Annotated in this window: 26 protein-coding genes; 15 read left to right on the top strand and 11 right to left on the bottom strand. The window is 68.6% G+C overall.

From position 1 onward, the window contains the following. The first annotated feature begins 713 nt into the window (after window positions 1-713). The gene (locus FBZ88_RS31250; RefSeq protein ID WP_145615581.1) at window positions 714-1802 is read left to right on the top strand and encodes a tetratricopeptide repeat protein; all 1089 of its coding nucleotides are present in this window, start codon (window positions 714-716) and stop codon (window positions 1800-1802) included. A gap of 3 nt (window positions 1803-1805) precedes the next feature. Here FBZ88_RS31250 and FBZ88_RS04315 read toward each other — a convergent pair whose 3' ends face one another. The 4 genes from FBZ88_RS04315 to FBZ88_RS04300 all read right to left on the bottom strand — a co-directional run bounded on the left by FBZ88_RS04315 (window position 1806) and on the right by FBZ88_RS04300 (window position 6687). Next, the gene (locus FBZ88_RS04315) at window positions 1806-3242 is read right to left on the bottom strand and encodes a tetratricopeptide repeat protein (RefSeq protein WP_145615580.1); all 1437 of its coding nucleotides are present in this window, start codon (window positions 3240-3242) and stop codon (window positions 1806-1808) included. Window positions 3243-3326: 84 nt separating this feature from the next. Further along, window positions 3327-4700: a cysteine--tRNA ligase gene (gene cysS / locus FBZ88_RS04310; RefSeq protein WP_145615579.1), complete on the bottom strand. Its 1374-nt coding sequence runs from the start codon at window positions 4698-4700 to the stop codon at window positions 3327-3329. Between the two features lie 72 nt (window positions 4701-4772). Further along, window positions 4773-6134 carry a glutamate--tRNA ligase gene (gltX, locus tag FBZ88_RS04305; RefSeq protein WP_145615578.1) on the bottom strand — a complete coding sequence of 454 codons (1362 nt, stop codon included), beginning with the start codon at window positions 6132-6134 and terminating at the stop codon, window positions 4773-4775. 121 nt (window positions 6135-6255) lie between these two features. Then, the gene (locus FBZ88_RS04300; protein ID WP_145615577.1) at window positions 6256-6687 is read right to left on the bottom strand and encodes a hypothetical protein; all 432 of its coding nucleotides are present in this window, start codon (window positions 6685-6687) and stop codon (window positions 6256-6258) included. A gap of 294 nt (window positions 6688-6981) precedes the next feature. Here FBZ88_RS04300 and FBZ88_RS04295 point away from each other — a divergent pair, with 294 nt between their 5' ends. Beyond that, complete coding sequence (locus tag FBZ88_RS04295) at window positions 6982-7644, top strand: DsbA family oxidoreductase (RefSeq protein ID WP_145615576.1); 663 nt, start codon at window positions 6982-6984, stop codon at window positions 7642-7644. A 37-nt stretch (window positions 7645-7681) separates the two neighbouring features. Then, window positions 7682-8605 carry an alpha/beta fold hydrolase gene (locus FBZ88_RS04290; protein WP_145615575.1) on the top strand — a complete coding sequence of 308 codons (924 nt, stop codon included), beginning with the start codon at window positions 7682-7684 and terminating at the stop codon, window positions 8603-8605. Window positions 8606-8608: 3 nt separating this feature from the next. On the opposite strand, the gene FBZ88_RS04285 is transcribed toward FBZ88_RS04290, so the two are convergent. Then, the gene (locus FBZ88_RS04285) at window positions 8609-9568 is read right to left on the bottom strand and encodes a 3-keto-disaccharide hydrolase (protein WP_145615574.1); all 960 of its coding nucleotides are present in this window, start codon (window positions 9566-9568) and stop codon (window positions 8609-8611) included. 157 nt (window positions 9569-9725) lie between these two features. On the opposite strand from FBZ88_RS04285, the gene FBZ88_RS04280 reads away from it, so the two are divergent. From FBZ88_RS04280 to FBZ88_RS04230, 11 genes are all read left to right on the top strand, one after another. Then, complete coding sequence (locus FBZ88_RS04280; RefSeq protein ID WP_145615573.1) at window positions 9726-9959, top strand: FitA-like ribbon-helix-helix domain-containing protein; 234 nt, start codon at window positions 9726-9728, stop codon at window positions 9957-9959. Further along, a complete protein-coding gene (locus FBZ88_RS04275) occupies window positions 9956-10369 on the top strand; it encodes a type II toxin-antitoxin system VapC family toxin (RefSeq protein ID WP_145615572.1) in 414 nt (137 codons plus the stop codon). The genes FBZ88_RS04280 and FBZ88_RS04275 overlap by 4 nt, the downstream gene beginning before the upstream one ends. A gap of 122 nt (window positions 10370-10491) precedes the next feature. After that, window positions 10492-11550, top strand: a complete 1059-nt coding sequence (locus tag FBZ88_RS04270; protein WP_145615571.1) for a serine hydrolase domain-containing protein — start codon at window positions 10492-10494, stop codon at window positions 11548-11550. A 155-nt stretch (window positions 11551-11705) separates the two neighbouring features. Further along, the gene (locus FBZ88_RS04265) at window positions 11706-12200 is read left to right on the top strand and encodes a Csu type fimbrial protein (RefSeq protein WP_145615570.1); all 495 of its coding nucleotides are present in this window, start codon (window positions 11706-11708) and stop codon (window positions 12198-12200) included. 143 nt (window positions 12201-12343) lie between these two features. Beyond that, window positions 12344-13048: a fimbrial biogenesis chaperone gene (locus FBZ88_RS04260; protein WP_186464191.1), complete on the top strand. Its 705-nt coding sequence runs from the start codon at window positions 12344-12346 to the stop codon at window positions 13046-13048. Next, window positions 13045-15444, top strand: coding sequence for a fimbria/pilus outer membrane usher protein (locus tag FBZ88_RS04255; RefSeq protein WP_246138484.1), 2400 nt, complete (start codon window positions 13045-13047; stop codon window positions 15442-15444). The genes FBZ88_RS04260 and FBZ88_RS04255 overlap by 4 nt, the downstream gene beginning before the upstream one ends. Beyond that, window positions 15441-15938, top strand: coding sequence for a Csu type fimbrial protein (locus FBZ88_RS04250; protein WP_088871334.1), 498 nt, complete (start codon window positions 15441-15443; stop codon window positions 15936-15938). Before FBZ88_RS04255 ends, FBZ88_RS04250 begins: the two co-directional genes overlap by 4 nt. Before the next feature lie 184 nt (window positions 15939-16122). Next, a complete protein-coding gene (locus FBZ88_RS04245) occupies window positions 16123-16443 on the top strand; it encodes a hypothetical protein (RefSeq protein ID WP_145615568.1) in 321 nt (106 codons plus the stop codon). Between the two features lie 59 nt (window positions 16444-16502). Further along, window positions 16503-16919, top strand: a complete 417-nt coding sequence (locus FBZ88_RS04240) for a thioesterase family protein (RefSeq protein ID WP_145615567.1) — start codon at window positions 16503-16505, stop codon at window positions 16917-16919. Window positions 16920-17031: 112 nt separating this feature from the next. Continuing rightward, entirely contained in the window at window positions 17032-17445 is a 414-nt protein-coding gene (locus FBZ88_RS04235) for a VOC family protein (RefSeq protein WP_145615566.1), read from the top strand. A 288-nt stretch (window positions 17446-17733) separates the two neighbouring features. Beyond that, window positions 17734-18603, top strand: coding sequence for a DUF2189 domain-containing protein (locus FBZ88_RS04230; RefSeq protein ID WP_145615565.1), 870 nt, complete (start codon window positions 17734-17736; stop codon window positions 18601-18603). A gap of 23 nt (window positions 18604-18626) precedes the next feature. On the opposite strand, the gene FBZ88_RS04225 is transcribed toward FBZ88_RS04230, so the two are convergent. Continuing rightward, entirely contained in the window at window positions 18627-19919 is a 1293-nt protein-coding gene (locus tag FBZ88_RS04225; protein WP_145615564.1) for an O-acetylhomoserine aminocarboxypropyltransferase/cysteine synthase family protein, read from the bottom strand. Window positions 19920-20206: 287 nt separating this feature from the next. On the opposite strand from FBZ88_RS04225, the gene FBZ88_RS04220 reads away from it, so the two are divergent. Beyond that, a complete protein-coding gene (locus FBZ88_RS04220) occupies window positions 20207-20767 on the top strand; it encodes a hypothetical protein (protein ID WP_145615563.1) in 561 nt (186 codons plus the stop codon). A 45-nt stretch (window positions 20768-20812) separates the two neighbouring features. On the opposite strand, the gene FBZ88_RS04215 is transcribed toward FBZ88_RS04220, so the two are convergent. From FBZ88_RS04215 to FBZ88_RS04195, 5 genes are all read right to left on the bottom strand, one after another. Beyond that, window positions 20813-21388 carry a tetratricopeptide repeat protein gene (locus FBZ88_RS04215; RefSeq protein WP_186464190.1) on the bottom strand — a complete coding sequence of 192 codons (576 nt, stop codon included), beginning with the start codon at window positions 21386-21388 and terminating at the stop codon, window positions 20813-20815. Between the two features lie 123 nt (window positions 21389-21511). Further along, window positions 21512-25192: a transcription-repair coupling factor gene (mfd, locus tag FBZ88_RS04210; RefSeq protein WP_246138483.1), complete on the bottom strand. Its 3681-nt coding sequence runs from the start codon at window positions 25190-25192 to the stop codon at window positions 21512-21514. Window positions 25193-25228: 36 nt separating this feature from the next. Next, window positions 25229-25525, bottom strand: coding sequence for an FAD assembly factor SdhE (locus FBZ88_RS04205; protein ID WP_145615561.1), 297 nt, complete (start codon window positions 25523-25525; stop codon window positions 25229-25231). A gap of 53 nt (window positions 25526-25578) precedes the next feature. Beyond that, window positions 25579-25872 (bottom strand): type II toxin-antitoxin system RelE/ParE family toxin, encoded by a 294-nt coding sequence (locus tag FBZ88_RS31495; RefSeq protein ID WP_145615560.1) that lies wholly within the window; start codon window positions 25870-25872, stop codon window positions 25579-25581. Window positions 25873-25878: 6 nt separating this feature from the next. Beyond that, window positions 25879-26154, bottom strand: a complete 276-nt coding sequence (locus FBZ88_RS04195) for a CopG family ribbon-helix-helix protein (protein ID WP_145615559.1) — start codon at window positions 26152-26154, stop codon at window positions 25879-25881. Window positions 26155-26274 lie beyond the last annotated feature (120 nt).

Below are 26274 nucleotides of genomic sequence, written 5' to 3'. Positions count from 1 at the left end.
ATCCGTTCGAAGCATTGAACACGCCGACAAGTCGAGCGAGGTGCCATACAGCACTCACAACAGGGAGTTACTCATATTTCACCGATTTGTACATCAGTTCGGTCAACTACGCAAAAGCAGCACGCCGGGCACCCTTGGCAAACCAGAGGGAAGGTAGGATTCAGCCGCGCCATCTGGGTTATCGGAAATTTTCCTTCCGAACAGGTTCTTAATAATTCTAATTTCCGTCTCACGTTCCTTCGCCACATAGGGAACAGCCGTGCCGAATCCGTCATTTTCGGGAATGAATCCTTCCAGTCAAAATAAACTGCGCGCTAATGGCCCCACTGGACCGGCACATCGACTTTTGTCTGCACCCTTCTCCTAGCCGAACGTTGGCATGATTGGTGCCGGATGATGCGGATCCACGCCCTATGCTGGATGGCTTCTTGTCATAACGGGAGGGAGCGGCCGGCGCCACCTCGGCAGCAATGGGAAGGGAGGACGGGGCGCCGCGGTGGCGCCCCAGTATGATCGAAAGGGAAAGGGCCGCGCGGGGCTATAGGGCCCCTTGGTCTTTCGTGGGGTGGCGTATGACGCGCGCCGTATCCCTTCCTCCATAGCCTCGCTCTGAGGCCCCTGCCCAGAAGGCCCCCCGCCCCGGCCGCGCGTTGACAGCCCTGGAGGCAGTCCCCACCTTTGGCCGGCCCCCTTCGCAGGAAGCCACCCCTCGCATGCCGGCGCACACCGCAATTCCCTTCGCCGATCCCGCCTTCATGAATCCCGCCTTTCCGGACTCCCGCGGGTTCCATCGGCAGGGGCGCGGCCTGATCGACCAGGGCCGTCCCGAGGACGCGCTGCCCGTCTTCCAGCACGCGGCCCTTCTGGCCCGGCAAGGCGACGGCCAAGGGGTCGTGGACGCGGACCGCCTGGGCCGCATCCTCTATGACGTGGGCTATTGCCTATACGACCTGGGCCGCATCGACGAAGCGCTGGCGGAGTTCCAGAACGCCGTGGCGGCGGCGGAACAGGGCGACGCCCACGGGCTGGTGCACGGCGACAACCTGGCCGCCTGCCTGCACCTGGTGGGGACCTGCCTGGCCCGCCTGGGCCGGGATACGGAGGCGCTGGCCTGGTTCCAGCAGGCGGCGGAGGCCGCCAGCCGGGGCGATGCCCAGGGCCGGGTGGATCGCGAGGCCGTGGGCCACAGCCTGCACCAGGCCGCCGCCTGCCTGGCGCGCCAGGGCCAGCCCGACCAGGCCCTGCCCTGGCTGCAGCAGGCCGTGGCCGCCAAGGAGCAAGGCGACGGCACCGGACGCGTGGACCACGCCAGCCTGGGCGCCAGCCTGCACCTGATGGCGGACTGCCTCTACGCCCTGGGCTTGGTCGAGGATGCGCTGGTCTGGTTCCAGCGCAGCGTCCAGGCGCTGGAGCGCGGCGCGCCCGATACCCCCGTCAACCACGACGACGTCGGCCGCGCCCGCCTGCGCGTCAGCCACTGCCTGATGGACCTGAAGCGCCCGGCCGACGCCCTGCCCTGGGCCTTGGCTGCCGTCACGGCGGTCGAGGATGGCGACGCCGCCGGGCGCGTGAACCTGGAGGGCCTGTGCCACGCCCTGCAAGCGGTGGGGGACACCTTGGCCAGCATGGGCCGCTTCGACGAGGCCATGGACTGGTACCGCCACGCCGCCGAGACCGCCGAACACGGCGACCCCGCCGGCCTGGCCGCCACCCTCACCGCCGGCGCCGCCTGCCTGCGCAAGCTGGGCCGGACGGAGGAAGCGCGGGCGTGGGAGTTGAGGGCCAGGACGCCGGTGGGGTGAGCCTTATTTCTGTTCCGGCGCCAGCCCTTGCGCCGCCGCGTCATCACGGGTGGCGCGGGCGTCGTCATGCAGGGCGGCGTAGGCGATGGCGCGGTAGCGGTACGCTGCCGCGTCCCGGGGTTGCAGGGCGATAACCTGGGTCATGTCGGCGATGGCGGCCTCAAAACGGTCCTGGTCCAGCGCAATGGCGCCTCGGGCCCGGAGCGCGTCGGCGTAGGTCGGCGACAGCGCGACGGCAGCGTTCAGGTCGGCCAGGGCGTCGGCCATGCGACCCTGGGCGCGGTAGATCGCGGCCCGCCGCAGCAGGGCTTGCGGTGTGCCGGGCTTCAGCCGCAAGGCCTCATCCAGGTCGGCAAGGGCGGCCGCGTCCTGTCCTTTGGACTGCAAGGCCAGGCTGCGGTTCAGGTGCGCACCCGCGTTCATGGGATCCTGGTCCAGGACGGCGGTGAAATCGGCGATGGCCTGATCCCAGGCTGCCTTGCCGATATAGGCCACCCCCCGGTTGTTGTGCGCGTCGGTAAAGCCGGGGTCGATCGCCAGCGCCTGGCCATAGTCCGCGATGGCCGCGTCCGGCGCGCCAACCGCCAGATAGCTGTCCCCGCGCGCCTTCAGGGCGCGGGCATCCTGGGGGTTCAGGGTAATGGCTTTGGTGAATTCGGCAATGGCGCCCCCGGCCTCCCCCGCCGCCTGCAGGCTGAAACCGATGTCGCTGTAGGCCTCGGCCATGCGGGGGTCCCGCCGTACCGCCTCCGCCGCGTCGGACTGGGCCTGGGCATCGTCGCCCTTGGCGCGATAGGCCACGGCGCGGAAGCGCCATGCGGCGGCGGCGGTCGGGTCCAGGCGGATAGCCTCACTTTCATCCGCAATGGCCCGGTCGGCTTCATGGCGCTGGATGTAGAGCGCGCCCCGGCTGACATAGAGCGTCGGGTCATCCGCCTTCAGCGCGATGGCGCTGCTGAAATCCGCCAACGCGGCGTCACGGTCACCCCGCTTCAGGAAAAGGGCGGCACGGTTGACGTAGCCAGCCAGCAGTTTGGGATCCGCCGTCACGGCACTGCCGTAGTCCGCCAGCGCCCGACCATCGTCGCCCCGCTCGGCATAGGCCAAGCCACGGTCGACATAAAGCCTGGCGTCCGTCTCGCCCGCGCGCAGATGCAAATCGATGGCGGCGCCATAGTCGGCGATGGCGCGGTCCAGGTCCCCCGCCTGGTGGAAGTGGAAGGCCCGGTTGCGCAAGGCGCCGGCCCGGACCTGGGCCGTTTCCCCCTTCGCCTCGATGATGCGGGTGCAGGCGGGGATGGCTTCCTCCGCCGGGGATTCCGCGCAGTGCCGCCGGTCGAAATTGGTCCGCGCGGCCGACGCCGCCGTTTGCGCGCCCGCCGGGCCACCCAGGGCCGCCGCCAGCAGCCCCAGGCCGAACGCCGCCGTGACCCTGATCATGCCTTCCCCCGCATCGCCACCCCCGATGAGGGGATTTCGCCGGCAGTATTACCCGCTGAGCGCGTCGGGGCAATCGTGTCGCGGCTACACCCGCTTCCAAGTCGTGCCCTGGGCTCCGTCCTCCAGTACCACGCCCTGGTCCAGCAGCACTTTGCGGATGCGGTCGGCCTCGGCGAAGTTCTTGGCGGCGCGGGCGTCCTTGCGCGCCTGGATGGCGGCCTGGATGGCGGCCTCGTCCAGGCCCTCCGCCCCCTTGGGCGTCCAGCGGAACCAGGCCTCGGGGTCCTGGGTCAGCAGGCCCATGAGGTTGGCGGCGGCCTTGAAGCTGGCGGCCACGGCCCGGCGGGCGCCTTCATCCGTCTCCTTGTGGAAGCGGTTGGCCAGCTCGTGCAGCAGGCTGAAGGCCAGCGGCGTGTTCAGGTCATCCTCCAGCGCTGCAAGAACCTCATCAGGCACTTTGGCCGCCGGCACAGTACCGGCGGCCCGCAGCACGCCGTACCAACGGTCCAGCGTGGCCTTGGCCTGGCGCAGGCCTTCCTTGGAAAAGTCCAGCGGCTGGCGGTAATGGGCCTGCAGCAGGGCCAGGCGCAGGGCCTCGCCCGGCACCTCGTCCAGCAGCTCGGCCACGGTGAAGATGTTGCCCAGCGACTTCGACATCTTGTCGCCGGACATGGTCAGGAAGCCGGCGTGGACCCAGTAGTTGGCCATGACCTGGGTGCCGTGGGCGCAGCGGCTTTGCGCGATCTCGTTCTCATGGTGGGGGAAGATCAGGTCCAGCCCGCCGCCGTGCACGTCGAACACCGGGCCCAGGTGGGCGGCAGTCATGGCGCTGCACTCGATATGCCAGCCGGGGCGGCCCCGGCCCCAGGGGCTATCCCAGCCCGGCTGATCCTCGGCCGACGGCTTCCACAGGATGAAGTCGGCCGGGCTTTTCTTGTAGGGCGCCACCTCCACCCGCGCACCGGCGATCATCTCATCCTGGCTGCGCCGCGACAGGCGGCCGTAGTCGGGCATGGACGGCACGTTGAACAGCACGTGGCCCTCGGCGGCATAGGCATGGCCGCCGGCGATCAGCCGCTCGATCATGGCGATCATGGCGCCGATGTGCCCGGTGGCGCGCGGCTCCACATCCGGGCGCAGCAGGTTGAGCGCGTCCATGTCGGCATGGAACTGCGCCGTCGTCGTCTCCGTCACCGTCTCGATGGACTGTCCCAGGGCCTTGGCCCGGTCCATGATCTTGTCATCGACGTCGGTGATGTTCCGGGCATAGGTCACGGTCGGGTACAGATGCTTCATCACCCGTGCCAGCAGGTCGAAGGCGGTGAAGGTACGGCCGTTGCCGATATGGGCGTAGCTGTAGACGGTGGGGCCGCAGCAATAGATCCGCACATGGCTGGCATCGACGGGCACGAAGACTTCCTTCGCGCGGGTGAGCGTATTGTAGAGCTGAAGCGCCATGTGGGGTTAACCTGGGTTGGAAGAAAACGACGATACCGATTTGACAACGAACGATTTAAGTGGCCTGGCGATTTAAGCGGTCTGGCCGGACAGCCGCGCCAGCGTCCGCTCCCGCCCGATGAGGGGCAGCATGGTCTTCAGCTCCGGCCCATGCTCCAAGCCTGTCAGCGCCAGGCGCAGGGGCATGAACAGGGCCTTGCCCTTGGCGCCGGTGGCGGCCTTCACCGCGTCCACCCACTGGCCCCAGGTGTCGGGACCCCAGGGGGCGGCGGGCAGCAGGCCGGCGGCGGCCTCCAGGAAGGCGGCGTCGGTCACCACCGGCGCCAGCGGCGCATGGGTGATGTCCCACCAGCCCTTGGCCTCGGCGACATGGGTGATGTTGGGCCGCACCGCCAGCCAGAAGGCCTCATCGGCGCCCGGCATGCCCAGGGCCGGCAGCCGCCCCGCCACCGCCGCGTAGGGCATGCGATGCAGGATCTGGGCGTTCAGGCGGTGCAGGTCCTCCGCATCGAACTTGGGCGTGCCCCGGCCGACCTTGGCCAGGTCAAAATCGGCCACCAGCTCGTCCAGCGTGCCCCGGGCCTCCACCGCGTCCGACGTGCCGATCTTGGCCAGCAGCGACAGGATGGACAGGGGCTCCAGCCCCGATTCCTCGCGCAGGCTCTTCAGGCTCAGGCTGCCGAGGCGCTTGGACAGGCCGGCGCCGCTGGCGTCCGTGATCAGGGGGAAATGGCCGAAGGCGGGCACGGGGCCGCCCCCCATTTCACCCAGAAGCGCCTCATACAGCTGGATCTGCACGGCGGTGTTGGCCACATGGTCCTCACCCCGGATGACATGGGTGATCCCCAGCTCAATATCGTCCACCACCGAGGCGAAGGTGTACAGCGGCTGGCCATCCTCGCGGATCAGCACCGGGTCGCTGAGGTCCTGGCCCTGGAAGCGCTGGGTGCCACGCACCAGGTCGTCCCAGACGACGGGTGTGTATTCCAGCTTCAGCCGCCAGTGCGGGCGGCGGCCCTCCGCCTCCAGCCGCGCGCGGTCGGCATCGGTCAGGCGCAGGGCGGCGCGGTCGTACAGCGGCGGGCGATGCTGGGCCAGCTGGGCCTTGCGCTTCAGGCCCAGCTCATCCGGGGTCTCATAGCAGGGGTAGAGGCGGCCGGCGGCCTTCAGGCGCTCGGCAGCGGCGGTGTAGCGGTCCAGCCGATCGGACTGGCGGGCATAGCGGTCCCATTCCAGGCCCAGCCAGCGCAGGTCCTCCTCGATGCCGGCGGCATACTCGGCCGTCGACCGCTCCCGGTCCGTGTCGTCCATGCGCAGCATGAAGCTGCCGCCTTGCTTGCGGGCGAACAGCCAGTTCATCACCGCCGCGCGGGCGTTGCCGATGTGCAGGCGGCCGGTGGGGCTGGGCGCGAAACGGACGGCGACTGGGCTCATGGGAAAAGCGGACCTTCAGGAAACGAACGGAAACCAAGGGCGGCAGCGATACCATGAAGCGGCCGAAAAGCAAAAGGCGGAGCCGCCGGCCCCGCCTGTTCCTACAGCCACAAGCGACCGTTCAGAACTTCTTGCGGTGGAAGGCGGCGGCCAGCGCCTTGACGGAGGCAGCTTGCTTCACCGTGCCCTCGCTCTTGGGCGGCGGCGCCCCGTTCAGGATGGGCGGCTGATTGGCCAGGCGGGTGCCGCCCATGCGGGCGACGATGGCGTCCAACTGGGCCTGGGTCAGGCGCTGCGGCGCCGGCGCCCGTCGGCTGGTACCCCCGCTGGGCACGGCGGCGGCGGGCGCCATGGCAGGCACGGTGGGGCCGCCGCGGTAGGCGCGTTCGATGGCGGCGCCGGTGATGCCCTTGAGGAAGGGCTTGCACAGGCCGCGCATGAGCTGCTCATCCGCCAGCGCCCAGGCCATCAGGATGCGCTGCGCCTGGGCGCGGCTGCCCTGCGCCTGGGCCATGGCCTCGCGGATTTTCATGGTGACGTAGGTTTCGCTCATGGAACGGGTCCCCACCGGGCGGCGGTCCACGCCGGACCAGCCATTCTAAGTCGCCGCGCATTCACCGCCTGGCGCCAACGGCCGAAACCGGCGGCATGCCCATATAAGGCAGAGATAAGAAAAGTTTAGCGCAGGAGCCTCCTAACCGGAACGGAAAAGAAACCGACGCCATCCGCCAGCCACCTCCCCCCTGTAACCCACCTTGGTGTATAAACCATGGTGAAGCTCGGCGGGCCGGCACCACCGCCGTATCATTCGTCCACGCGTGCGACCCGACCACACCACGACACCCCCATGCTGATCGAGATCGTCGCCGACTTCGTCTGTCCGTGGTGCTACATCGGCAAGCGCCGCTTGGAACGCGCGCTGGCCCAGCGCCCGACACAACAACCGGAGGTCCGCTGGCTGCCCTTCCAGCTGGACCCGGACACGCCGCCCAGCGGCATCGACCGCACCATCGACCAGCTGGCCAAGTTCGGCAGCGTGGAGCGCATCCGCCAGGTGAACGCCCTGCTGGAACAGACGGCGGCGGCGGAGGGCCTGGCCCTGAACCTGGACCGCATCCGCCGGACGCCCAACACGCTGGACGCCCATCGCCTGCTGCGCCACGCCGACGCCAATGGCCAAGGCAGGGGCCACACTCAGGTGTTGGCCGCCGCGCTGCAGGCCGCCTTCTTTCGCGACGGCCGCGACATCGGCGACCGCGCCGTGCTGGCCGCCATCGCCGGGGAGGCGGGGCTGGACGCCGACGCGGCCACCGCCTTCCTGCACGGCGACGCCGACCGCGACGCCCTGCGCCAGTCGCTGGCCACCGTGCGCCAACTGGGCATCCAGGCGGTGCCCTGCTTCATCTTCAACCGCCTCTATTCCCTGTCGGGCGCCCAGGAACCGGGCGCCTTCCTGCCCCTGCTGGACCTGGCTGGAGCGGAGGGCGTGGTGGCCAGCGCCGCAGGCTGAACCGGAACCATCGGCGCCTCAACGAGGTTGAAACGCCATGCCTCCCACCGAATACGCCACCGAACCAGAGATCGCCCATATCGCCACCCCGCTGCTGGATGTGGCCTACATCACCGGCGGGCCGGCCGATGGGCCGCCGGTGATGCTGCTGCACGGCTGGCCGGACGACGCGCACACCTGGGACCGGGTGGCGCCGGCCCTGTGGGAAGCGGGGTACAAAACGGTGGCGCCCTGGCTGCGCGGCTTCGGCCCCACGCGCTTCCTGTCCAGCCAGACCACCCGCTCCGGCCAGATCGCCGCCCTGGCGCACGACGCCCTGGACCTCGCCAACGCCCTGGACTGGCAGCGCTTCAGCGTCATCGGCCACGACTGGGGCGCCCGCATCGCCTATTTCCTGGCCGCCGTGGCGCCCGACCGCCTCTGCCGTATCGCTGCCCTGTCGGTGGGGTGGGAACCGGGCAGCCTGCCCACCCCGCCCCTGCCCCAGGCCCAGCGCTACTGGTATCAATGGTTCCTGACGACGGAGCGCGGGGCGGAAACCATCTGCCACGACGGCAAGGCCTTCGCCCGCTATCAATGGGACAGCTGGAGCCCCGCCGGGTGGTATGAGGAGGCGGCGTTCGAACGGACGGCGGCCGCCTTCGAGAATCCGGACTGGGCCGCCATCACCTTGCATTCCTACCGCGTGCGCTGGGACGAGGCCAAACCCGACCCGCGCTATACCGAAATGGAAAAGCGCCAGCGCGCCGCCCGCACCCTGGCCGTGCCCACCCTGATGATTCAGGGCGGGGACGACCGCTGCACCCTGCCCGCCACGACGGAGGTCAGCGAGGGCCATTTCACCGGCCCCTACCGCCGCGAGGTGCTGCCGGACGTGGGCCACTTCCCGACGCGCGAGGCACCCGAGGCGGTGAGCCGCCTGCTGCTGGACTTCCTGGCCACGGGAACGGCGGAGGCCTGACGTTCAGTTTTTGATCACCCGGGGCAGGCTGGTGATGGGCTCCAGCGTAATGCGGCGGAAGTAAGTTTCCGCCCCTTCGGACTGCAGTTGGATATGGCCGTGGGTCAGGGGCGCCCAGCCCTCACCCTCGCGCATCCGCAGGTCGCGCACCACCATGACCGGCACGCCGTTCACCACGTGCACGGCCTGGTCGCCCAGGACATAGAGGTCCAGCACGTTCCATTCACCCACCGGCTTTTCGGCGTTGCTGCCGGCCTCCACGTTCCAGGCCGGCTGCTGCACGGTGACCGCGCGGCCGCCCATCATGTAGCGGCGCTGGGGATCGATCAGGGCGCGGTCGCGCGCCACCTCGGTCACCGCCGTCACATTGGGGCCTACGGGCACCACCATGCCGACGGAGCCCAGCATGATCTCGAACTCCGCCGCCGCCATCCAGGTGCCGTAGACGGCGCCGGGCGCGCCATGGCTGTGGTAGAGCAGGCCGTTGTTCCACGGCAGGTCCAGGCGCGGGACGTAGCGGGTCTTGCCCCATTTGTATTCCAGGCGCAGGTGATAGTTGGCGTGGTCGCCCCGGTTGACGATGCCGCCCCAGGTCTGCCCGGTGATGAAGATCGCCGGCTCACCCTCCTCCGTCACCACGTGGAAGATTTTGGCGATGGCGGCCTGGTCGGCGCCGATGGGGGACTGGCCGGGCTGGGCCAGATAGGTGCGGGCCGGATCGGGATAGCCCAGCCAGGCGTCCCAGTCGTTGAGGTCGCGGCCGTTGAACAGGCTGACCGCCGGCCCTGCCGGGGCCGGCACGTCCACCAGGCGCAGGTTTTGCGGCTGAAACGGCGGATCCCCCGCCAGCACAGCCTCCAGCGCCGGGTTCGCCGGCGTCTTGTCCGCCGCTTGGGCCGGGACCGCGCCGCCCAGCCCCATCCCCACCGCCAGAACCAGTGCCCACGCCGCCCGCATCGCCATGTCGCCCCTCAAACCTTGGTGATTTGCCTCCATGTTATCGATTTCATAGCAGCATTGATCCTGGAAAGGCAGTGGATTCACAATTCATGGGCCTCGTTGAGCGCGATGATATCACGTGCTATCATTCGCGCTCCGGCGATCCAATGGAGAAATCGTCATGGCTCAATTGCTGGTGCGCCAAGTTGATGACGAAATCGTCACCGCCCTGAAAGCGAGGGCCAGCGCCCATGGCCGGTCGGTGGAGGCTGAGCACCGCGCCATTCTGGAACAGGTTCTTCGGCCCACTGCCGGCGACTTCGCCCAACGCGCCGCGGAGTTTCGGCGCCAGACCGCCGGCCGCACGCCCATCGATACCGCCGCCCTCATCCGGGAAGCGCGGGACGAGAGATGAGCCTGACCATCATCGATGCCTCGGTCGCGTTGAAATGGGTGTGGATGGAGGCCGATAGCGAGGCAGCGGCGGCGTTGCTGGACGGACGCCCCCTGGCCGCCCCGGCCCTCTGGCTGACGGAAGCCGCGAATGCCCTGTGGAAGTTGGCGCAGCGGCAGGCGCTCAGCGCTGATGAGGCCGAAGATCGGCTGGCTTTCCTGATACAGGCACCCGTGCGCCTGATTGATACATCACCGCTTCTGCCGGCGGCCCTGCGCATCGCCCAGACCCTCCAGCACCCACTCTATGATTGCCTGTATCTTGCCGCGGCCCTGCATCTGTCGGCCAAAGTCGTGACGGCCGACCGGCGCTTCCATCGTGCCGCCTCGGCTCACCCCATTTATGCCGACGCGATCATGACACTGGATTAGGTCGGATCCGCCGCCACTCCAGGTCATTCAGAAAGTGGCCCCACGTCCCGCCGCACGGATGGCCGTTGCCCCCATCACCGGACTCGGCGAGGCTGCGCCCACAAGCAAGGGGGAGTGGCGGTATGGACGGGGCATGGTGCAACCGGCGGGCGGTGCTGGGTGGCTTGGCGGGAACGGCGTTGGTGGGACTGACACCCAGGATAGCCGGCGCGGAGAATGCCACCCCGGCCAGGCTGACCGCCCTGCTGGACAGCCGGCATGATGATCCCCACCCCGACCTCAAGGGCGTGGTGGTGCTGCGGCATGGCCGGCGCATCGCGGAGGCCTATTACAACGGCGACGACGCCACCACCCTGCACGACATCCGTTCCGCCACCAAAAGCCTGACCAGCCTGCTGATGGGCATCGCCATCGATCGCGGCCGCGTGGCGGGCGTGGACGCCCCCATTGCCCGCTACCTGCCGGGTCCCCTGCCCGCAGGATGGGAGGCGATCACCATCCGCGACCTGCTGACCATGCGCTCCGGCCTGGCGGCCGACGACACCGACCCCGCCAGCCCCGGCAACGAGGACACGCTGGACGAGGCGGGGGAGAAGACCGGCGACTGGGCCACCGCCTTGGCCGTGCCGGTGCGCGAACCGCCGGGGCGCACCTACCAGTATTGCTCCCTCAACGCCTTCCTGGTTGGCCTGATCGTGGAACGCGCCACGGGCCAAAGCCTGGACAGGCTGGCGCAGGAGTCCCTGTTCGACCCGCTGGGCATCCGCGCCCACGACTGGCGCACCCTGCCCGGCGGCCATGGCACCGGCCAGGGCAACCTGTCGATCACCGCCCGCGATGCCGCCACCATCGGCCAGATGGTCTTGAATGGGGGGACCTATAAAGGCAGACGCGTCATCAGCCAGCGGTGGCTGAGCGACAGCCTGGCCCGCATCCACCCCATCGCCGCCAGCGACCCCTACGCCGATTTCTATGGCTACATGTGGTACGCCAAGGACGAACCAGTGGGAGATGGCCGCACCGTGCCGGTCCACTTCGCCTCGGGCAACGGCGGCAACAAGATCTACGCGGTGCCATCGCTGGACCTGGTGGTGGCCATCACCTCCAGCGCCTACGGCAAGGGCTATGGCCAGCGGCGGTCGCAGGATATCCTGCTGTCCATCCTGAAGGCCATGCCATGAGCAGGCCGCCAACGCGCCGGTAGGCATGAGGGAAACGTTCCCTAAATTTTCCGGTTCATAGGATCGATTAAATCAACCCCTGACTGCGCCAAATCAAGGACAGGGGCTGGGTGGCGGAATAAGCATGCGGAACTCTCCAACAAGGGGGTACCGCCATGCCTCGGTTACTTAGCTTCGTCTTCTTCGGCATCGCCCTTATCACTTGGTCCCCGGCGCGGATGGCCCACGCGCAGGCAACGGCGACCACCACGTTCCAGGTGACGGCAACCGTCCGGGCGACCTGCCAGGTCAGCGCCACGGCCCTGGCTTTCGGCACCTATACCGGGGCCTCGGTGGACGCCACGTCCATCATTTCCGTCACCTGCACCAACACGACGGCCTATAACATCGGGCTGGACGCCGGCAGTGCCCCGGGCGCCACGGTCACCACCCGGCAGATGACGGGCCCGTCCGGCGACATGTTGAACTATGGGCTCTACCGCGATACCGGCCATAGCCAGAACTGGGGCATCACCGTCGGCACCGACACGGTCGCCGGCATTGGCTCCGGTTCCCTGCAAACGGTGACTGTCTACGGCCGGCTGCCCGCATCGCAGTTCGTCACGCCGGGGGCCTACTCCGACACCATCACCGCGACCGTCAGCTACTGACCACGGCAGGGCGCAGCATCGCCCGCCACTCCCTATCGGCTCCATCTCTCGAAACGCGTGGGGGCAAAATGAAGGATTCCCGGAACCCGTCTCGACGACGCCCGCATGGCGTGCCCCGTTCCGCCCCCCTCTGGCGATCGCTGTTGGGCGGGGCAGCCCTGGTTGCGGTGGCGGCACTTTCGCCGGCCGCCGGGGCCCAAAGCCTCACGGTGCTGCCGGTGACCATGCAGCTGGCCCCGGGCCAGACGGCGGTGGCCTTCACCGTCATCAACCAGAGCGACACCGAGGCCTCGTACCAGATCCGCGGCTTCCGCTGGAGCCAGGTGGACGGCAACGATCAGTTGACGCCGACCGAGGAATTGCTGGCCAGCCCACCCATCGGCACCATTCCCGCCGCCACCAGCCAAGTGGTCCGCATCGCCGTGCGCCACCCGCCACAGGGCCGGGAAGCCAGCTACCGCATTCTGCTGGACCAGATCCCGCCGCCGGCCGACCCCGGCACCGTCCGCATCGCCCTGCGCCTGTCCATCCCCATCTTTGCCGAACCCAGCACCCGGATCGCATCCCATGTGCGCTGGCAGGTGGAGAATAACGGCGGCGAGGCCTACCTGGTGGCCACCAATGACGGCAACCGGCATGAGACCGTCCGCAATATCGTCCTGACAGCGCCCGACGGTCGCGCCGTGAAGGCGGAAGACAATGTATCGCCCTACATCCTGCCGGGGTCCACGCGCCGCTGGCGCATGCCCGGGCTGGCCGCCCCCGCCGCCGGCAGCACACTGCGCCTGACGGCGCGGGCCGACAGCGGCGCGCTGGATCAGCCGGTCACGGTGGCCGCCGCGCGATGAGCCCGCCCCGATGGCTGCGGCGGGCCTGCGCCGCTGCGGCCATCGCCCTGCTGCCTCAGGCCGTGCTGACGCTGCCTATGGCGATGGCCGATGAACTCCGCCTGCTGGAGATCGTGATCAACGGCTACCCCACGGGCAAGATCGGGGAGTTCGTGATGCGTGACGGTGCCCTTTTCGCCCGTCTGGACCAGCTGCGGGACCTGGGGCTGCGACTACCGCCCGAAACGCCGGCGGATGCCCAAGGACTGGTGCCGTTGGCGGGGACGCCTGGGCTGGATACCCGCATGGAAGCCAGCACCCAGACCCTGTACGTGACGGCGACGGATGAGCGGCTGGTGCCGGCCCTGCTGCTCCCCGCACACCAGCCGCAGCCGCCGGCCGGCACCGTGCAAAGCGCCACCGGCGCCACCTTGAACTATGACCTGGCCGGCAGCACCAGCGGCGGCCCCAGCGGCAGCCAAAGTCTGGCCACGGGCCTGTTCGACCTGCGTGGCTTCTCCCCCTGGGGCGTGATTTCCACCGGCCTGCTGGCGCGCGCCGGCGGCACCACGGGCAACAACGGCGCCTTCCAGGCGCTGCGTCTGGACAGCGCCTACGTCTATTCCGACCCCGACAGCCTGCGCCGCTATCGCCTGGGCGACTTCGTCGGCGGCGGCACCGCCTGGACCCGGCCCGTGCGCCTTGGCGGCGTGCAGATCAATTCCGACTTCTCGATGCGGCCGGACCTGACCACCTTCCCCGTCCCCTCCGTCCTGGGCTCCGCCGCCGTTCCCTCGACCGTCGATGTCATGGTCAACAGCACGCGCCTGTTCTCCAGCCAGGTGACGGCGGGGCCCTTCCAGGTGCCCACCCTGCCGGTGATCACCGGCGCGGGCACGGTGGCCATGACCCTGACCGATGCCCTGGGCCACCAGGTGACCAGCCGCCTGCCCTTTTACGCCAGCAGCAACCTGCTGTCCGCCGGGCTGCAGGCCTATTCGGCGGAGGTGGGGGCGGTGCGCCGCGACTGGGGCCTGCAGAGCAACAATTATGGACGGCTCACGGGGTCGGCCACCTACCGCCGCGGCCTGTCAAACGCGGTCACGGTGGAAGGCCATGTCGAGGGGGCCGGCGGCCTGGCCATGGGCGGCATCGGCGCAGCCGTGAACGTGGCCGACTTCGGCGTGCTGACGCTCAGTGCCGCCGGCAGTGCCGGCAATGGTGCCCAATTCTCCGCCGGGTTCCAGCGCATGGGCGAGGACATCAGCTTCAATGCCTCCATCACCCGCGCCAACCAGGGCTACCGCGACATCGCGGCACTGACCGGCGATGGCGTGGCCCACCAGCAGATCAACGCAGGCCTGAGTTTCGCGCTGGGGCCCTACGGCTCACTGGCGCTCAGCTATACCGGATTGGACCGCGACGCCAGCGCCACGCCGTTGACCTTCTATGCCCGCGACACCTTGCTGTCGGGCACCACCGTGTCGGTGTCGCCGGCCACCCATGCCCATGTGCTGTCGGGCAGCTATTCGGCGCAAGTGGGATCACTGACCCTCGCGGCTACCGGCTTCCATGATTTCGCCACCGGACGCAGCACCGGCCTTCTGCTGACGCTGACCCTGCCGCTGGGCAGCCGCAGTTCGGCCAGCGCCAGCCTGGGCGGCGGCTCCAGCGGGCTCTACGGTCAGTTGCAGGCCAATCAATCAGCCAATGAGACAGGGGATTACGGCTATCAGGCCTACGCCGCCGGCGGACAGCAAACCCACGCCTTCGCCGACCTGCAGTACCGTGCGCCCTGGGCCCTGCTGTCAGGCGGCATGGACCACAGCGGCGAAGAGACCGCCGGCCGGGCCGAGATCCAGGGCGCCCTGTCGCTGCTGGACGGTGCCCTGTTCGCCTCCACCCCCATCAACGACAGCTTCGCCGTGGTGGATGCCGATGGCACCGCTGGCCTGCACGTCCTGGGGGAAAACCGTCCGGTGGGCGTGACCGACGGTGGCGGCCGCCTGCTGGTTCCGGATCTGCGCTCCTTCGATGCCAACCAGCTGGCCATCGATCCCACGGACCTCCCCATCGACATGGATGCCGCCACCACGGCCCAGACGGTGCGGCCGCAGGACCGGTCGGGCGTGGTGGTGCGCTTCCCCCTGCGCCGCGCCCACGGCGCGCTGCTGCGCCTGGTGGATGAGGACGGCCAGCCCCTGCCTATGGGCAGCGAGGCCATACTGGACGCCACCGGGGCGCGGACGCCGGTGGGGTATGACGGCCTGGCCTACGTATTGGACCTGTCGGCGCGCAACCGCCTGACGGTGACCCTGCCCAACCGCCGGCGCTGCATGGCCGAATTCGACTATCAGGACCGGCCGGACGACATCCCCACCCTCGGTCCCCTGCTCTGCCGGAAGGAGGTGCCATGACCCGCCGTCCCTTGCCCCAGCGCCGCCGGACGCGCGGCTGGCGCACATGGCTGCCCACCGCCCTGCTGCTGGCGCTGGCCCTGCTGCTGATACCCCACAGGGCCCAGGCCCAGTGCACGGTATCGGTCACCACCCTGAATTATGGCACCTATATCCCCTTCCGTGCCTTCCCCACGAACAGCACGGGCGGCGTTACGGTGGACTGCACGGCAGCCCTGCCGGCCGGCTATACCGTCACGTTGAGCAGCGGCAACAGCGGCAGCTACAGCAGCCGCCGCATGCTGTACGGCGGCTATAACCTGAACTATCAGCTCTTCACCGACTCCCTGCGGTCCAACATATGGGGTGACGGCAGCGGTTCCACCCGGACGGTCGTCGGCGACTGCCTGTCGCCCTGCCATACCGTCCACCCCATCTACGGCAGCATGCCGGCCGGCCAGATCGTCCAGCCGGGGGCCTATTCCGACACGATCACCGTGACCGTCATATACTGAGGATGGCCACCCCCTGGCCGGGGGGCAGCGCGACCATGGCGGACGCGGCGGGTGGGCGGCCGGACGGATGGCGGCGGCGGGAGCATATTTGGACACCGTCACGGTCGCCGTGATATTCTGACGAGATGAACTTTCCGCCGGCTACCCCCGGAGCGCGGCGGTCGTGCAGGAAGGCGGAACCCCCATGCCTGAACCGATGCAGCCGACGCGACGCGCCCACCGAAAGCTCCTGCCCCTCCTCCTCATGGTGCCGCTGGCCCTGGTCGCCGTTTCGCCCTTCGCCAAGGCCACAGGCATCATGGCGGCGCCCATGGCCGTGACCGTGACTGTGGTCGCGGCGTGCAACATCACCCCAGCCTCGCTGCTGGCGCAGATGCGCACCGGCCCGAGCGCTAACGTCTGCCTGAGCGATCCCGCCACATCCACGGTCGGCGCCCCCCATCCCACCATCACACCCATCCAGGAGGCCGGGCAGGGCATCACCACGCTGGTTATCGAATTCTGAACCGCCGGCGTGCCGCCGAGGTCAGCCCGGAACGGCTGTCGGTGAGGAGCAGTCAACGCATGAAATCCTGCCTGCAACCCGGCCTGCGCCACAGCGAAAGCCTGACCGTTGACGCCAGCATGCTGGTGCCCGCCCTGCCCGCCGCCTTCGGTGGCTTCCACGACATGCCGCCGGTCTTTGCCACCGCGCAGATGGTGGCCTTCATCGAATGGACCTGCGTGCAGGCACTGGCGCCCTATCTGGAACCGGGGGAGCGCACCGTCGGCACCCACGTCGACGTCAGTCACGTGGCCGCCACGCCCGTGGGCATGACCGTCACCGCCACCGTGGAACTGATCGCCTTCGACGGCCGCGCCCTGCGCTTCAAGGTCGCCGCCGTTGATGCCACCGGCCTGATCGGCGAAGGCTTCCACAGCCGGGGCGTGATCGACTACGCCCGCTTCATGGCCCGGGTGGAGAAGAAGGCGGCGTGCTGAAGAACCCGACATGGGGGCCGGCGCCCTCACCGAAAGAAAAATTTTGGGCGCCCTGTCGGTTCCGGATGGCCCGGCCCGTCCTTCGGGTACTGCTTCCTGAATGGAGAGGACAATGGCCAGGCAAATCTTCATCAACCTGCCGGTGCGCGACCTGCCCAAGGCGATGGCGTTCTATACCGCCATCGGGGCGGTGAACAATCCGCAATTCACCGACGAGACCGCCGCCTGCATGGTGTTTTCCGACACCATTTTCGTGATGCTGCTGACCCACGATAAGTGGCGGGTTTTCACCCAGAAGCCCATCACCGACACCCATGCCAGCGGGGCGTTGATGCTGGCACTGTCCTGCGACGACCGCGCCGCCGTCGACACCATGGCCGAGGCCGCAGGCCGGCATGGCGGCAAGGCCGACGTGAACCCCAAGCAGGACCTCGGCTTCATGTACAGCCGCAGCTTCGAAGACCCGGACGGCCATGTCTGGGAGCCGCTTTTCATGGACACTGCCCAACTCCCGCCCCAGTCCTAGCCCCCGCACGGGCGCCCCCGTCTCGACAAGACGGGCGCGCAGAAGGCGCCGGGACCGGATATTGGAAACCGCTTCTCCACGTCCGGTCCCCTATCCCCCTCCCCACGCCCATTAACAAGCCCAACCAACCGGCGTACACTTCCCGCGAAAACAGGAGCGGCGCTTAACCGCCCTGCGCGGCCGGACCCTGGCCATTGGGCCTCGGTCGCGGCAAAAACATCCCTGCCTTGGGCCCCGCTGATCTCTGGGCCCCTGCCTGAAACCGCAATGCGTTCAGGAGGATCGGGCATGACACAAGAGACCATACGCAATCCCGTGGAATGGACATGGGAACGGCTGGGTGAGGCGGCGGCGGGCGTGGCGTCCGTGGGCCGGGCCATCGGGCATATGGAGGACCTGCGGGCGCGGGAGGCGCCCCTGGTGCGGCGCATCGGTGTGGCCGACCTGGGCGAGGCCATCGCCGCCGGCTTCCGCGACTTCGGCGCCTTCCGCACCGATGTCTTCGCGCTGTGCATCATCTACCCCATCCTGGGCTGTGTGCTGGCCCGGGCGGCGGTGAACCTGAACATGCTGCCGATGCTGTTCCCGCTGGCCTCCGGCTTCGTGCTGGTGGGTCCGGTGGCGTCTATCGGCCTCTTGGAGATGAGCCGGCAGCGGGAGCGCGGCGCGCAGCCCAGCTGGCGGGAGGCGTTCGGGCCCCTGCGCTCCCCGGCCATCGCCGCCATCGCGGCCCTGGGCTTTATGCTGACGGTCATCTACTTCGCCTGGCTGTACGCCGCCCAGGGCATCTATGACGCCACCCTGGGGCCGCAGCCGCCGGCCTCGGTGGCGCAGTTCGCCGCCGACGTGGCGGGCACCCGCGCCGGCTGGACCATGATCGCGGTGGGCTGCGCCGTGGGCGCCTGCTTCGCGGCCTTGGTGCTGGCCATCGCCGCCATCAGCTTCCCCCTGCTGCTGGACCGCGACGTGCCGCTGCACACCGCCGTCGGCACCTCCATGCGAGCGGTGGCGCGCAACCCAGGCGTCATGGCGCTGTGGGGCCTGATCGTGGCCGGTAGCCTGCTGGCCGGCACCCTGCCCGCCTTCGTCGGCCTGATCGTGGTGATGCCGGTGCTGGGTCACAGCACCTGGCACCTCTATCGCCGCCTGGTGGTCTGACGCCCGCCGGGCGCCTGCGCCCGTTAGGCCTGGGCCAACGCCTGGCTGAGATCGGCCAGGATGTCGTCGATATGCTCGATGCCGATGGACAGGCGGACATAGCCGGGGGTGACGCCGGTGGCCGCCTGGTCCTCGGCCGAGAGCTGGGAATGGGTGGTGCTGGCCGGATGGATGGCCAGGCTGCGGGCGTCGCCGATGTTGGCGACGTGGTAGAACAGCTTGAGCGCGTCGATGAAGCGGCGGCCGGCGTCGGCGCCGCCCTTCAGTTCGAAGCCCACCAGCGCGCCATGGCCGCCCTTCAGCACCGCGTCCGCCCGGCGGCGCAGTTCCCCCGTCTGCCGGCTGGGGTGGATGACGTCCGACACCTTGGAATGTTCCGCCAGGAAGGCCGCGACGGCGCTGGCGTTGCGGTTATGCTCCCGCATGCGCAGCGGCAGGGTCTCCAGCCCCTGGATGGCCTGGAAGGCGTTGAACGGGCTGAGGGCGGCGCCGATGTCGCGCAACAGGGTGACGCGGGCGCGCAGGATGTAGGCGATGGGGCCCAGCGGCTTCACCGCCCGCGTCCACACCGCCCCGTGATAGCTGGGGTCCGGCTGGTTCAGCAGGGGGAAGCGATCGGCATGCGCCTCCCAATCGAAATTGCCGCCGTCGATGAGGGCGCCGCCGATGCTGGTGCCGTGGCCGCCGATGTACTTGGTGGTGGAATAGACGACGACGGCCGCCCCATGGTCCAGCGGGCGGGCGATGATGGGGGTGGCCGTGTTGTCCATGATCAGCGGCACGCCCAAGTCGCGGCCGATGGCCGCCACCTCGGCAATGGGGAAGACGCGCAGCTTGGGATTGGGCAGCGTCTCGGCGTAATAGGCGCGGGTGCGGTCGTCGGTGGCGCGGCGGAAGTTCTCCGGATCCGACGGATCGACGAAGCGCGCCTCGATACCCAGCTGCTTGAAGGTGTTGGCGAACAGGTTCCAGGTGCCGCCGTACAGGTCGGTGGAGGTGACGAAGTTGTCGCCGGCGCTGGCCACGTTCAGGATGGCGAAGGTGCTGGCCGCCTGGCCCGACGCCACCGCCAGGGCCGCCACCCCGCCCTCCAGCGCCGCCAGCCGCTGTTCCAGCACGTCGGTGGTGGGGTTCATGATGCGGGTGTAGATGTTGCCCAATTCCTTGAGCGCGAACAGGTTGGCGGCGTGCTCCGTGTCGCGGAACTGGTAGGACGTCGTCTGGTAGATGGGCACGGCCACGGCCCCCGTGGCGGGATCGGCGCGGTACCCGGCATGCAGGGCCAAGGTCTCGGGGTGCTTGCTGTCTACGGCCATGGCGACATCCTCCGCTCATTATTCGTCGGTGCATTCAACGTTGCGGCGATTGTTGCCTCAGCCGTTCGGAAATTGCATCCACCGATGCATGCTTATTAAATTATTTCATTTATGGCGGGAAACGGGGGACCAGCCGCACCGTGCACCCGCTTTCCATAGGCTGATCCGGCGGCCAGCCTGCGCCGCGATCTAGCCGTTTCGCGATACCGGTCCCGCCCTTTTCCGGCCACACGCCGCTCCTACCCTTCCTTGCAGCCTCAAGACAGTTCAGCTGCCGGAGCGTGAAAATGCCCAAGGTTTCCCTGTTCAAGAGTTCCCTGGCCAAGGTCGGCCTGTTCGCCACACTGCTGGCCACGGCGGGCGGCGCCCATGCCGAAGAGATGATCGAACCGGTGTTCGGCCTGATCTATGACCCGCAGACCGTGGTGTTCGAGCAGGCGCCCGACACCCTGCCCGGCCGCTGCCCCGGCCTGGCCCAGGCCGGCCTGGGGGATCGCATCCGCGTCTTCGGTCGGACGGAGGTTGACGGCACCCAATACTGGGCCCTGGGCGGCGAGGTGGCGGTGCGGCGCAAGGACCAGCCCATCGTGGTGCCCAAGGGCGCGGTCGTGGCGCTGACCGCCGACGGCTGCACCCTGCTGGGCCCCATCCGCGCCTTCTTCCAGTTTCCCAACGGCGTGCCGGCTGACGCCGTGTCCCGCCTGGCGGATGAGGTGGTGGAACGCTACGAGTCCGCCTACGGCGGCGCGCCCGCCTTCACCGCCGTGCTGAAGAAACAGGATGCCGTGCCCCAGGCGCCCATGAAGGGCCTGCTGCGTGCGGCATTGGAACGGCACGGGGCGCTGTAACCATCACCGTTGGCGCGAACGGATCGCCCCGGGGGCCAGAACGGTTTAGACTGGGCTGGCCTGGAGCCGCGACAGGCGCGTCCGCGCCTCCTTGACACCGGGATTGTCGGCCAGCCCGAAGTCGCCACGGAACACGGCATCGAGCGCGGCATAGCGGTCCAATGCCTCCCGCCATCGCGCCTCGGCTTCGCGCTGGTCGCCGCGCCCCTCGGCATTGCAGGCAAGCGCCCGGACGGCGTTGGCCATTTCCAGAGGAGCGACCTCCGCCGCCTGGTACAAGGCCATCATCTCCGCATAAACCGGCACGGCGTCCCCATGGGCCGCCATGTCGTCAAGGATTCCACCCAGGTGACGCAGGGCGCGGGCCGTGGACAGGCCATCGCCCGCATTGCGGGAAAGGGCCACCGCCTCCTCCTGCGGCAGCCGCGCCTCAGCCGGACGCTGCAGATCACGCAATGCCTGCGCCAGCTGCGTCAGCGCCTGGGGCAGATCAGCGCCACACGTCTGGCCGGAGGCACGCGACAGGGCCACGGCCTGGCTGGCCAAGTCGAGGGCTTCCGACAGCCGACCCGCCCGCCGGGCGGCGGTGGCCTGTTGCAGAAGCTCTTGTGGGTCAAGCATGCCGGCCATAGCCGCCTCCCCTCCCGAACACAGCCCGAAGCTTAACCCGGGCCGCCGACATCAGGAAGGCGGGGATTGGTTGTACCGCCAGGGTACGGGGCCATTTGCGTTTTCCGCGCGCCCCTACCGCCGGCTGCGCGGCGGGGCGGAGAAGCCCGGGCGGTTCAGCTTGGCTGATGGCAGCGGCGGCTTGTGGCCCCAGGCGGAGACGGGCTTGCCCTGCGGCTTGGGCGGCGGGGGTGGCGGCGGTGGCGGGGGCGGATCGGTCTTCACCGTCTCGCCCGCCGCCATCTTGGCCAGGTCGCTCATGAGCTTGCGCACGCCGTCCATGCGGGTTTCGGCGCTATCCCAGGGGCGCAGCAGCACCAGCTTGTGGTCCGGCCTGATCTTCGCGGTGCCGGCCTGCTGCTGAATGAAGCCCACCAGGGCGGCCGGGTTCTTGAATTCGTTGTTGCGGAAGCCGATGACGGCGCCCTTGGGGCCCGCGTCCAGGGTCTGCACCCCGGCGTCGCGGCACAGGCGCTTGATCTCCACCAGGCGCAGCAGGTTCTCCACCTCCCCCGGCAGGGTGCCGAAGCGGTCCACCATCTCGGCGGCGAAGGCGTCGATCTCCGCCCGGTCCACCAGGTCGGCCACGCGGCGGTAGAGCGACAGGCGGATGCCCAGGTCGGCGACATAGTCCTCCGGGATCAGCACGGGCATGCCCAGCTGGATCTGCGGCGTCCACTGCTCCTCCGCCGCCTGCGCCTCCGTCAGGCCGCCGCGCGCGGCGGCCACCGCCTCTTCCAGCATCTGCTGGTAGAGTTCCACGCCCACCTCGCGGATCTGGCCCGACTGCTCCTCACCCAAGAGGTTGCCGGCGCCGCGGATGTCCATGTCGTGGCTGGCCAGCTGGAAGCCCGCGCCCAGGCTGTCCAGCGTCTCGATGACGTGCAGGCGCTGCTGCGCCGTCTGCGACAGCACCGTCTTGGGCTGATAGGTCAGGTAGGCGTAGCCGCGCACCTTGGACCGGCCCACGCGGCCGCGCACCTGGTACAGCTGCGCCAGGCCGAACATGTCGGCGCGATGGACGATCAGGGTGTTGGCGCTGGGGATGTCCAGGCCGCTTTCGATGATGTTGGTGGCCAGCAGCAGGTCGTACTTGCCTTCGTCGAAGGCGGTCATCACCTCCTCCAACTGCGCCGCCGGCATCTGGCCGTGGGCGGTGATAACCTTCACCTCCGGCACCAGTTCGGCCAGCCGTTCCTGCAGCTTGGGCAAATCCTCGATGCGCGGGCAGACATAGAAGCTCTGCCCGCCGCGATAATGCTCGCGCAGGATGGCCTCGCGGATCACCACCGGGTCGTAGGGCAGCACGAAGGTGCGCACGGCCAAGCGGTCCACCGGCGGGGTGGCGATCAGCGACAGCTCCCGCACGCCGCTCAGCGCCAATTGCAGGGTGCGGGGAATGGGCGTGGCGGTCAGGGTCAGGACGTGCACATCGGTGCGCAGTTCCTTCAGCCGTTCCTTCTGCTTCACGCCGAAATGCTGTTCCTCGTCCACGATAACCAGGCCCAGCCGCTTGAACTGGATGCTCTTGGCCAGCAGGGCGTGGGTGCCGACCACGATGTCGATGGTGCCGTCGGCCAGGCCGGCCTTGGTCTGGTTGGCCTCTTTTGCCGTCACCAGGCGCGACAGGTGCCCCAGGCGCACGGGCAGCCCGGCGAAGCGCTTCTCGAAGGTGCGGGTGTGCTGACGGGCCAGCAGGGTGGTGGGCACCACCACCGCCACCTGCAGGCCGCTCATGGCCGCGACGAAGGCGGCGCGCAGGGCCACCTCGGTCTTGCCGAAGCCGACGTCGCCGCACACCAAGCGGTCCATGGGCTGGCCGGAGTTCAAATCCTCCAGCACATCCTCGATGGCCTTCAGCTGGTCGTCCGTCTCGGCATAGGGGAAGCGGGCGGCGAACTCATCATAGACGCCGTCCGGCACCTCAATGGGCGGGGCCTTGCGCAGGGCGCGCTCCGCGGCGATGCGCAACAGCGCGTCGGCCATGTCCTTCAGCCGCTTCTTGACGCGAGCCTTGCGCGACTGCCAGCCCACGCCCCCCAGCTTGTCCAGCTGCGCGCCTGATTCCTCCGACCCGAAGCGGGACAGCACCTCGATGTTCTCGACCGGCACGTACAGCTTGTCGCCGCCGTCGTAGAGGATACGCAGGCAGTCATGCGGGGCGCCGGTGACGGTCAGCGTCTCCAGCCCATCATACCGGCCGATGCCGTGATCAACGTGCACCACCAGGTCGCCGGGCGACAGACTGGCGGCCTCCGCGATGAAGTTGGCGGCGCGGCGCTTCTTCTGCGACGGGCGGGCCAGGCGGTCGCCCAGGATGTCCTGTTCGGTGATGACCGCCAAGTCGCCGGTGGTGAAACCGGTGTCGATGCCCAGCACGATGACGGCGGTGGCCCGCGATTCCTGCGCCCCCACCTCCGCCCAGCTGTCGGCGGTCAAGGCCGGGTCGATGCCGTGTTCCTTCAGCATCTTGGCCAGGCGGTCGCGGGCACCCTGGCTGTAGCCCGCCACCACCACGCGGCGGCCGTCCGCATGCATCTGGTCGATGTGCTGGCCCAGCGCGCGGAAGACGTTCACGTCCGGGTTGGCGCGGGCGTCGGCGAAGTCCCGCCCCCGGCGGCCGCCGGCATCGGCCAGGTTGGGATTACTTCCCCCTTCCACCGCGGCAAAGGTCGACAGCTGCGCCACGCAGCGCAAGGCCAAGTGCCGGTCCCAGGCGTCACCATCCAGGAACATGGCGGAGGTCGGCACCGGCTTGTACACCGGCGTGCCCGACTTCTTCTCCACCTCCTGGAAGGTGCGGCGGGCGTCGTAGAAGTCCGCCACCTGGGACAGGCGGGCGTCGCGCGCCTCCTCCGCCTGGGCGTCCAGGCTGACCATGGCGGCGGGGACATAGTCGAACAGCGTGTCCAGCCCGGCGTGGAACAGGGGCAGCCAATGTTCCATGCCCGGCATCTTGCGCCCGGCGCTGATGCCCTCATACAGCGGGTCGCTGTCGGTGACGGCGCCGAACAGTTCGCGATAGCCGGTGCGGAAGCGCTGGACGGAGGGGTCGTCCAGGAACACCTCCGACATGGGCTTCAAGTCCACGCCCGACCGCTTTTCCGTGGTCATCTGGGTCATGGGGTCGAAGGCGCGCACGCCTTCCAGCTCATCCCCGAACAGGTCCAGGCGCAAGGGTTCCGGCGTCGCCGGAGGGAACAGGTCGATGATGCCGCCGCGCACGGCGTACTCGCCCGGCTCACGCACCGTCTGGGCGCGGGTGTAGCCGTTGTTGGCCAGGAAGCGCTGCAGCTCATCGACGTTGAGGCGACCGCCCACCTTGGCGTTGAAGGTGGCGTTGCGGAAGGCCAGGCGCGGCGGCACCCTCTGCAGGGCGGCGTTCAGGGTGGTGAGGACGATGAAGGGGCCCCCTTGGGACGCGGCTTGCCGCGCGCCCAGCAGGGTCGTCAGCGTCTCGATGCGCCGGGCGACGATGTCGCCGTTGGGCGAGACGCGGTCATAGGGCAGACAGTCCCACGCCGGGAAGGGCAGCACCGCCACATCGGGCGCGAAGAAGGCCAAGGCCTCTTGCACCCGGGCCATGCGCGTGTCGTCCAGCGCCACGTGCAGCAGGCCGGAGGCCCCCGCCCGCCGCGCCAGGTCGGCCAGCACGCGCGCGTCATGCCCCTCCGGCGCGCCGGCCACCAGCAGGCGGCGGGGCGTGTCGGGGTTCAGACTGGAAAGCAGGGCGGACGGCAGGACGGTGTCGGGCATGGGGCAACAGCCAGGCGTTAAGCGGTGACGAAAAAATCAGGCGACGCGATGGGCCTGCAGCAAGGCCATCAGGTCCGCATCCAGGTCATCCGGGAAGGGCGCGCGCCCCAGCAGCCAGTCGAAGACGTCCGGATCGTTCAGATCCAGCAAATGTTCATACCGGTCCAGCTGTTCCACCGTGAAGGCCGGCACATGCTTTTCGGCGAAGGTGCCCATGAGCAGGTCCATCTCCTTCATCCCGCGATGCCAGCTGCGGAAGATCAGGCGCTTGCGCCGCACGGCCAGGGCATTCTGCGAGGCGTCGTCTTCGGGATTATGAGTGATGATGGACATGAAACAGGGACCTTGAAGATGGTTCTGAAAACGAGAGCCTGACCACACCCGCACTAGCCCGCCGGGAGCCTCGGCCAACGTTGCCGGCCATGGAGTACGCGCAGAATGGCAACCGTGTCACCCCGTAACCGATAGGCGACCAGATATGGCGTTTTTTGGATGACAAGCTCACGCGTGTTGGCACGGCGACCATTTCGCCCAGCCTGCGGGAAACGCGCCAGCAGATCCGACACGGATGCAATCACGGCCTCGATCTGCTGGGCCGCCGCCGATGGGCTATCCTGGGCGATATAAGCTTGAATGGACGTCAAATCCCTTAGGGCGGGAATGGTCCAAACGATACGCATCCCGGTTTAGTCGGACTTAGGCGCAGGCATGGGCAACTCATGGGATGTGCCCCATGAGCGGACCCATGCCACGACGTCCTCATGGGCCACGATCTCACCGGCATCGGCGGCGCGAATTCCTTCGTCTATCGCCGCAAGTTGCCATTCCTGGAGGGCGACAAAATCCTTGACCGCTTGTTCGACAACCCACGCGGCAGGGCGGTCAAGGGCGGCAGCCACCGCAATAACCTGGTCGCTCAGCTCCGGTTCGAGATTGACGGCGACAGGCATCGTTTTCGTCATGACAGTTCCACCGCTTGGAGGGGACGGCATCATACATCGCCAGGAACACATCGTAAACACGCCTCGCCGCCCAAGAGCCACCACGACGGTAGCCGGTCGACAAGCTAGCCCGCTAACATA

It is taken from the genome of Nitrospirillum bahiense (genome assembly GCF_007828025.1).
GTDB lineage: Bacteria > Pseudomonadota > Alphaproteobacteria > Azospirillales > Azospirillaceae > Nitrospirillum > Nitrospirillum amazonense.
Note: the sequence above shows the minus strand (reverse complement) of the source record. Positions and strands in the feature narration are given on the sequence as shown.

Excerpts from the sequence above, each read along its gene's own strand:
- FBZ88_RS31250 (WP_145615581.1), top strand. The coding sequence starts at position 714 with ATGCCGGCGCACACCGCAATTCCCTTCGCCGATCCCGCCTTCATGAAT.
- FBZ88_RS04315 (WP_145615580.1), bottom strand. The coding sequence starts at position 3,242 with ATGATCAGGGTCACGGCGGCGTTCGGCCTGGGGCTGCTGGCGGCGGCC.
- cysS (WP_145615579.1), bottom strand. The coding sequence starts at position 4,700 with ATGGCGCTTCAGCTCTACAATACGCTCACCCGCGCGAAGGAAGTCTTC.
- gltX (WP_145615578.1), bottom strand. The coding sequence starts at position 6,134 with ATGAGCCCAGTCGCCGTCCGTTTCGCGCCCAGCCCCACCGGCCGCCTG.
- FBZ88_RS04300 (WP_145615577.1), bottom strand. The coding sequence starts at position 6,687 with ATGAGCGAAACCTACGTCACCATGAAAATCCGCGAGGCCATGGCCCAG.
- FBZ88_RS04295 (WP_145615576.1), top strand. The coding sequence starts at position 6,982 with ATGCTGATCGAGATCGTCGCCGACTTCGTCTGTCCGTGGTGCTACATC.
- FBZ88_RS04290 (WP_145615575.1), top strand. The coding sequence starts at position 7,682 with ATGCCTCCCACCGAATACGCCACCGAACCAGAGATCGCCCATATCGCC.
- FBZ88_RS04285 (WP_145615574.1), bottom strand. The coding sequence starts at position 9,568 with ATGGCGATGCGGGCGGCGTGGGCACTGGTTCTGGCGGTGGGGATGGGG.
- FBZ88_RS04280 (WP_145615573.1), top strand. The coding sequence starts at position 9,726 with ATGGCTCAATTGCTGGTGCGCCAAGTTGATGACGAAATCGTCACCGCC.
- FBZ88_RS04275 (WP_145615572.1), top strand. The coding sequence starts at position 9,956 with ATGAGCCTGACCATCATCGATGCCTCGGTCGCGTTGAAATGGGTGTGG.
- FBZ88_RS04270 (WP_145615571.1), top strand. The coding sequence starts at position 10,492 with ATGGACGGGGCATGGTGCAACCGGCGGGCGGTGCTGGGTGGCTTGGCG.
- FBZ88_RS04265 (WP_145615570.1), top strand. The coding sequence starts at position 11,706 with ATGCCTCGGTTACTTAGCTTCGTCTTCTTCGGCATCGCCCTTATCACT.
- FBZ88_RS04255 (WP_246138484.1), top strand. The coding sequence starts at position 13,045 with ATGAGCCCGCCCCGATGGCTGCGGCGGGCCTGCGCCGCTGCGGCCATC.
- FBZ88_RS04250 (WP_088871334.1), top strand. The coding sequence starts at position 15,441 with ATGACCCGCCGTCCCTTGCCCCAGCGCCGCCGGACGCGCGGCTGGCGC.
- FBZ88_RS04245 (WP_145615568.1), top strand. The coding sequence starts at position 16,123 with ATGCCTGAACCGATGCAGCCGACGCGACGCGCCCACCGAAAGCTCCTG.
- FBZ88_RS04240 (WP_145615567.1), top strand. The coding sequence starts at position 16,503 with ATGAAATCCTGCCTGCAACCCGGCCTGCGCCACAGCGAAAGCCTGACC.
- FBZ88_RS04235 (WP_145615566.1), top strand. The coding sequence starts at position 17,032 with ATGGCCAGGCAAATCTTCATCAACCTGCCGGTGCGCGACCTGCCCAAG.
- FBZ88_RS04230 (WP_145615565.1), top strand. The coding sequence starts at position 17,734 with ATGACACAAGAGACCATACGCAATCCCGTGGAATGGACATGGGAACGG.
- FBZ88_RS04225 (WP_145615564.1), bottom strand. The coding sequence starts at position 19,919 with ATGGCCGTAGACAGCAAGCACCCCGAGACCTTGGCCCTGCATGCCGGG.
- FBZ88_RS04220 (WP_145615563.1), top strand. The coding sequence starts at position 20,207 with ATGCCCAAGGTTTCCCTGTTCAAGAGTTCCCTGGCCAAGGTCGGCCTG.
- FBZ88_RS04215 (WP_186464190.1), bottom strand. The coding sequence starts at position 21,388 with ATGCTTGACCCACAAGAGCTTCTGCAACAGGCCACCGCCGCCCGGCGG.
- mfd (WP_246138483.1), bottom strand. The coding sequence starts at position 25,192 with ATGCCCGACACCGTCCTGCCGTCCGCCCTGCTTTCCAGTCTGAACCCC.
- FBZ88_RS04205 (WP_145615561.1), bottom strand. The coding sequence starts at position 25,525 with ATGTCCATCATCACTCATAATCCCGAAGACGACGCCTCGCAGAATGCC.
- FBZ88_RS31495 (WP_145615560.1), bottom strand. The coding sequence starts at position 25,872 with ATGCGTATCGTTTGGACCATTCCCGCCCTAAGGGATTTGACGTCCATT.
- FBZ88_RS04195 (WP_145615559.1), bottom strand. The coding sequence starts at position 26,154 with ATGACGAAAACGATGCCTGTCGCCGTCAATCTCGAACCGGAGCTGAGC.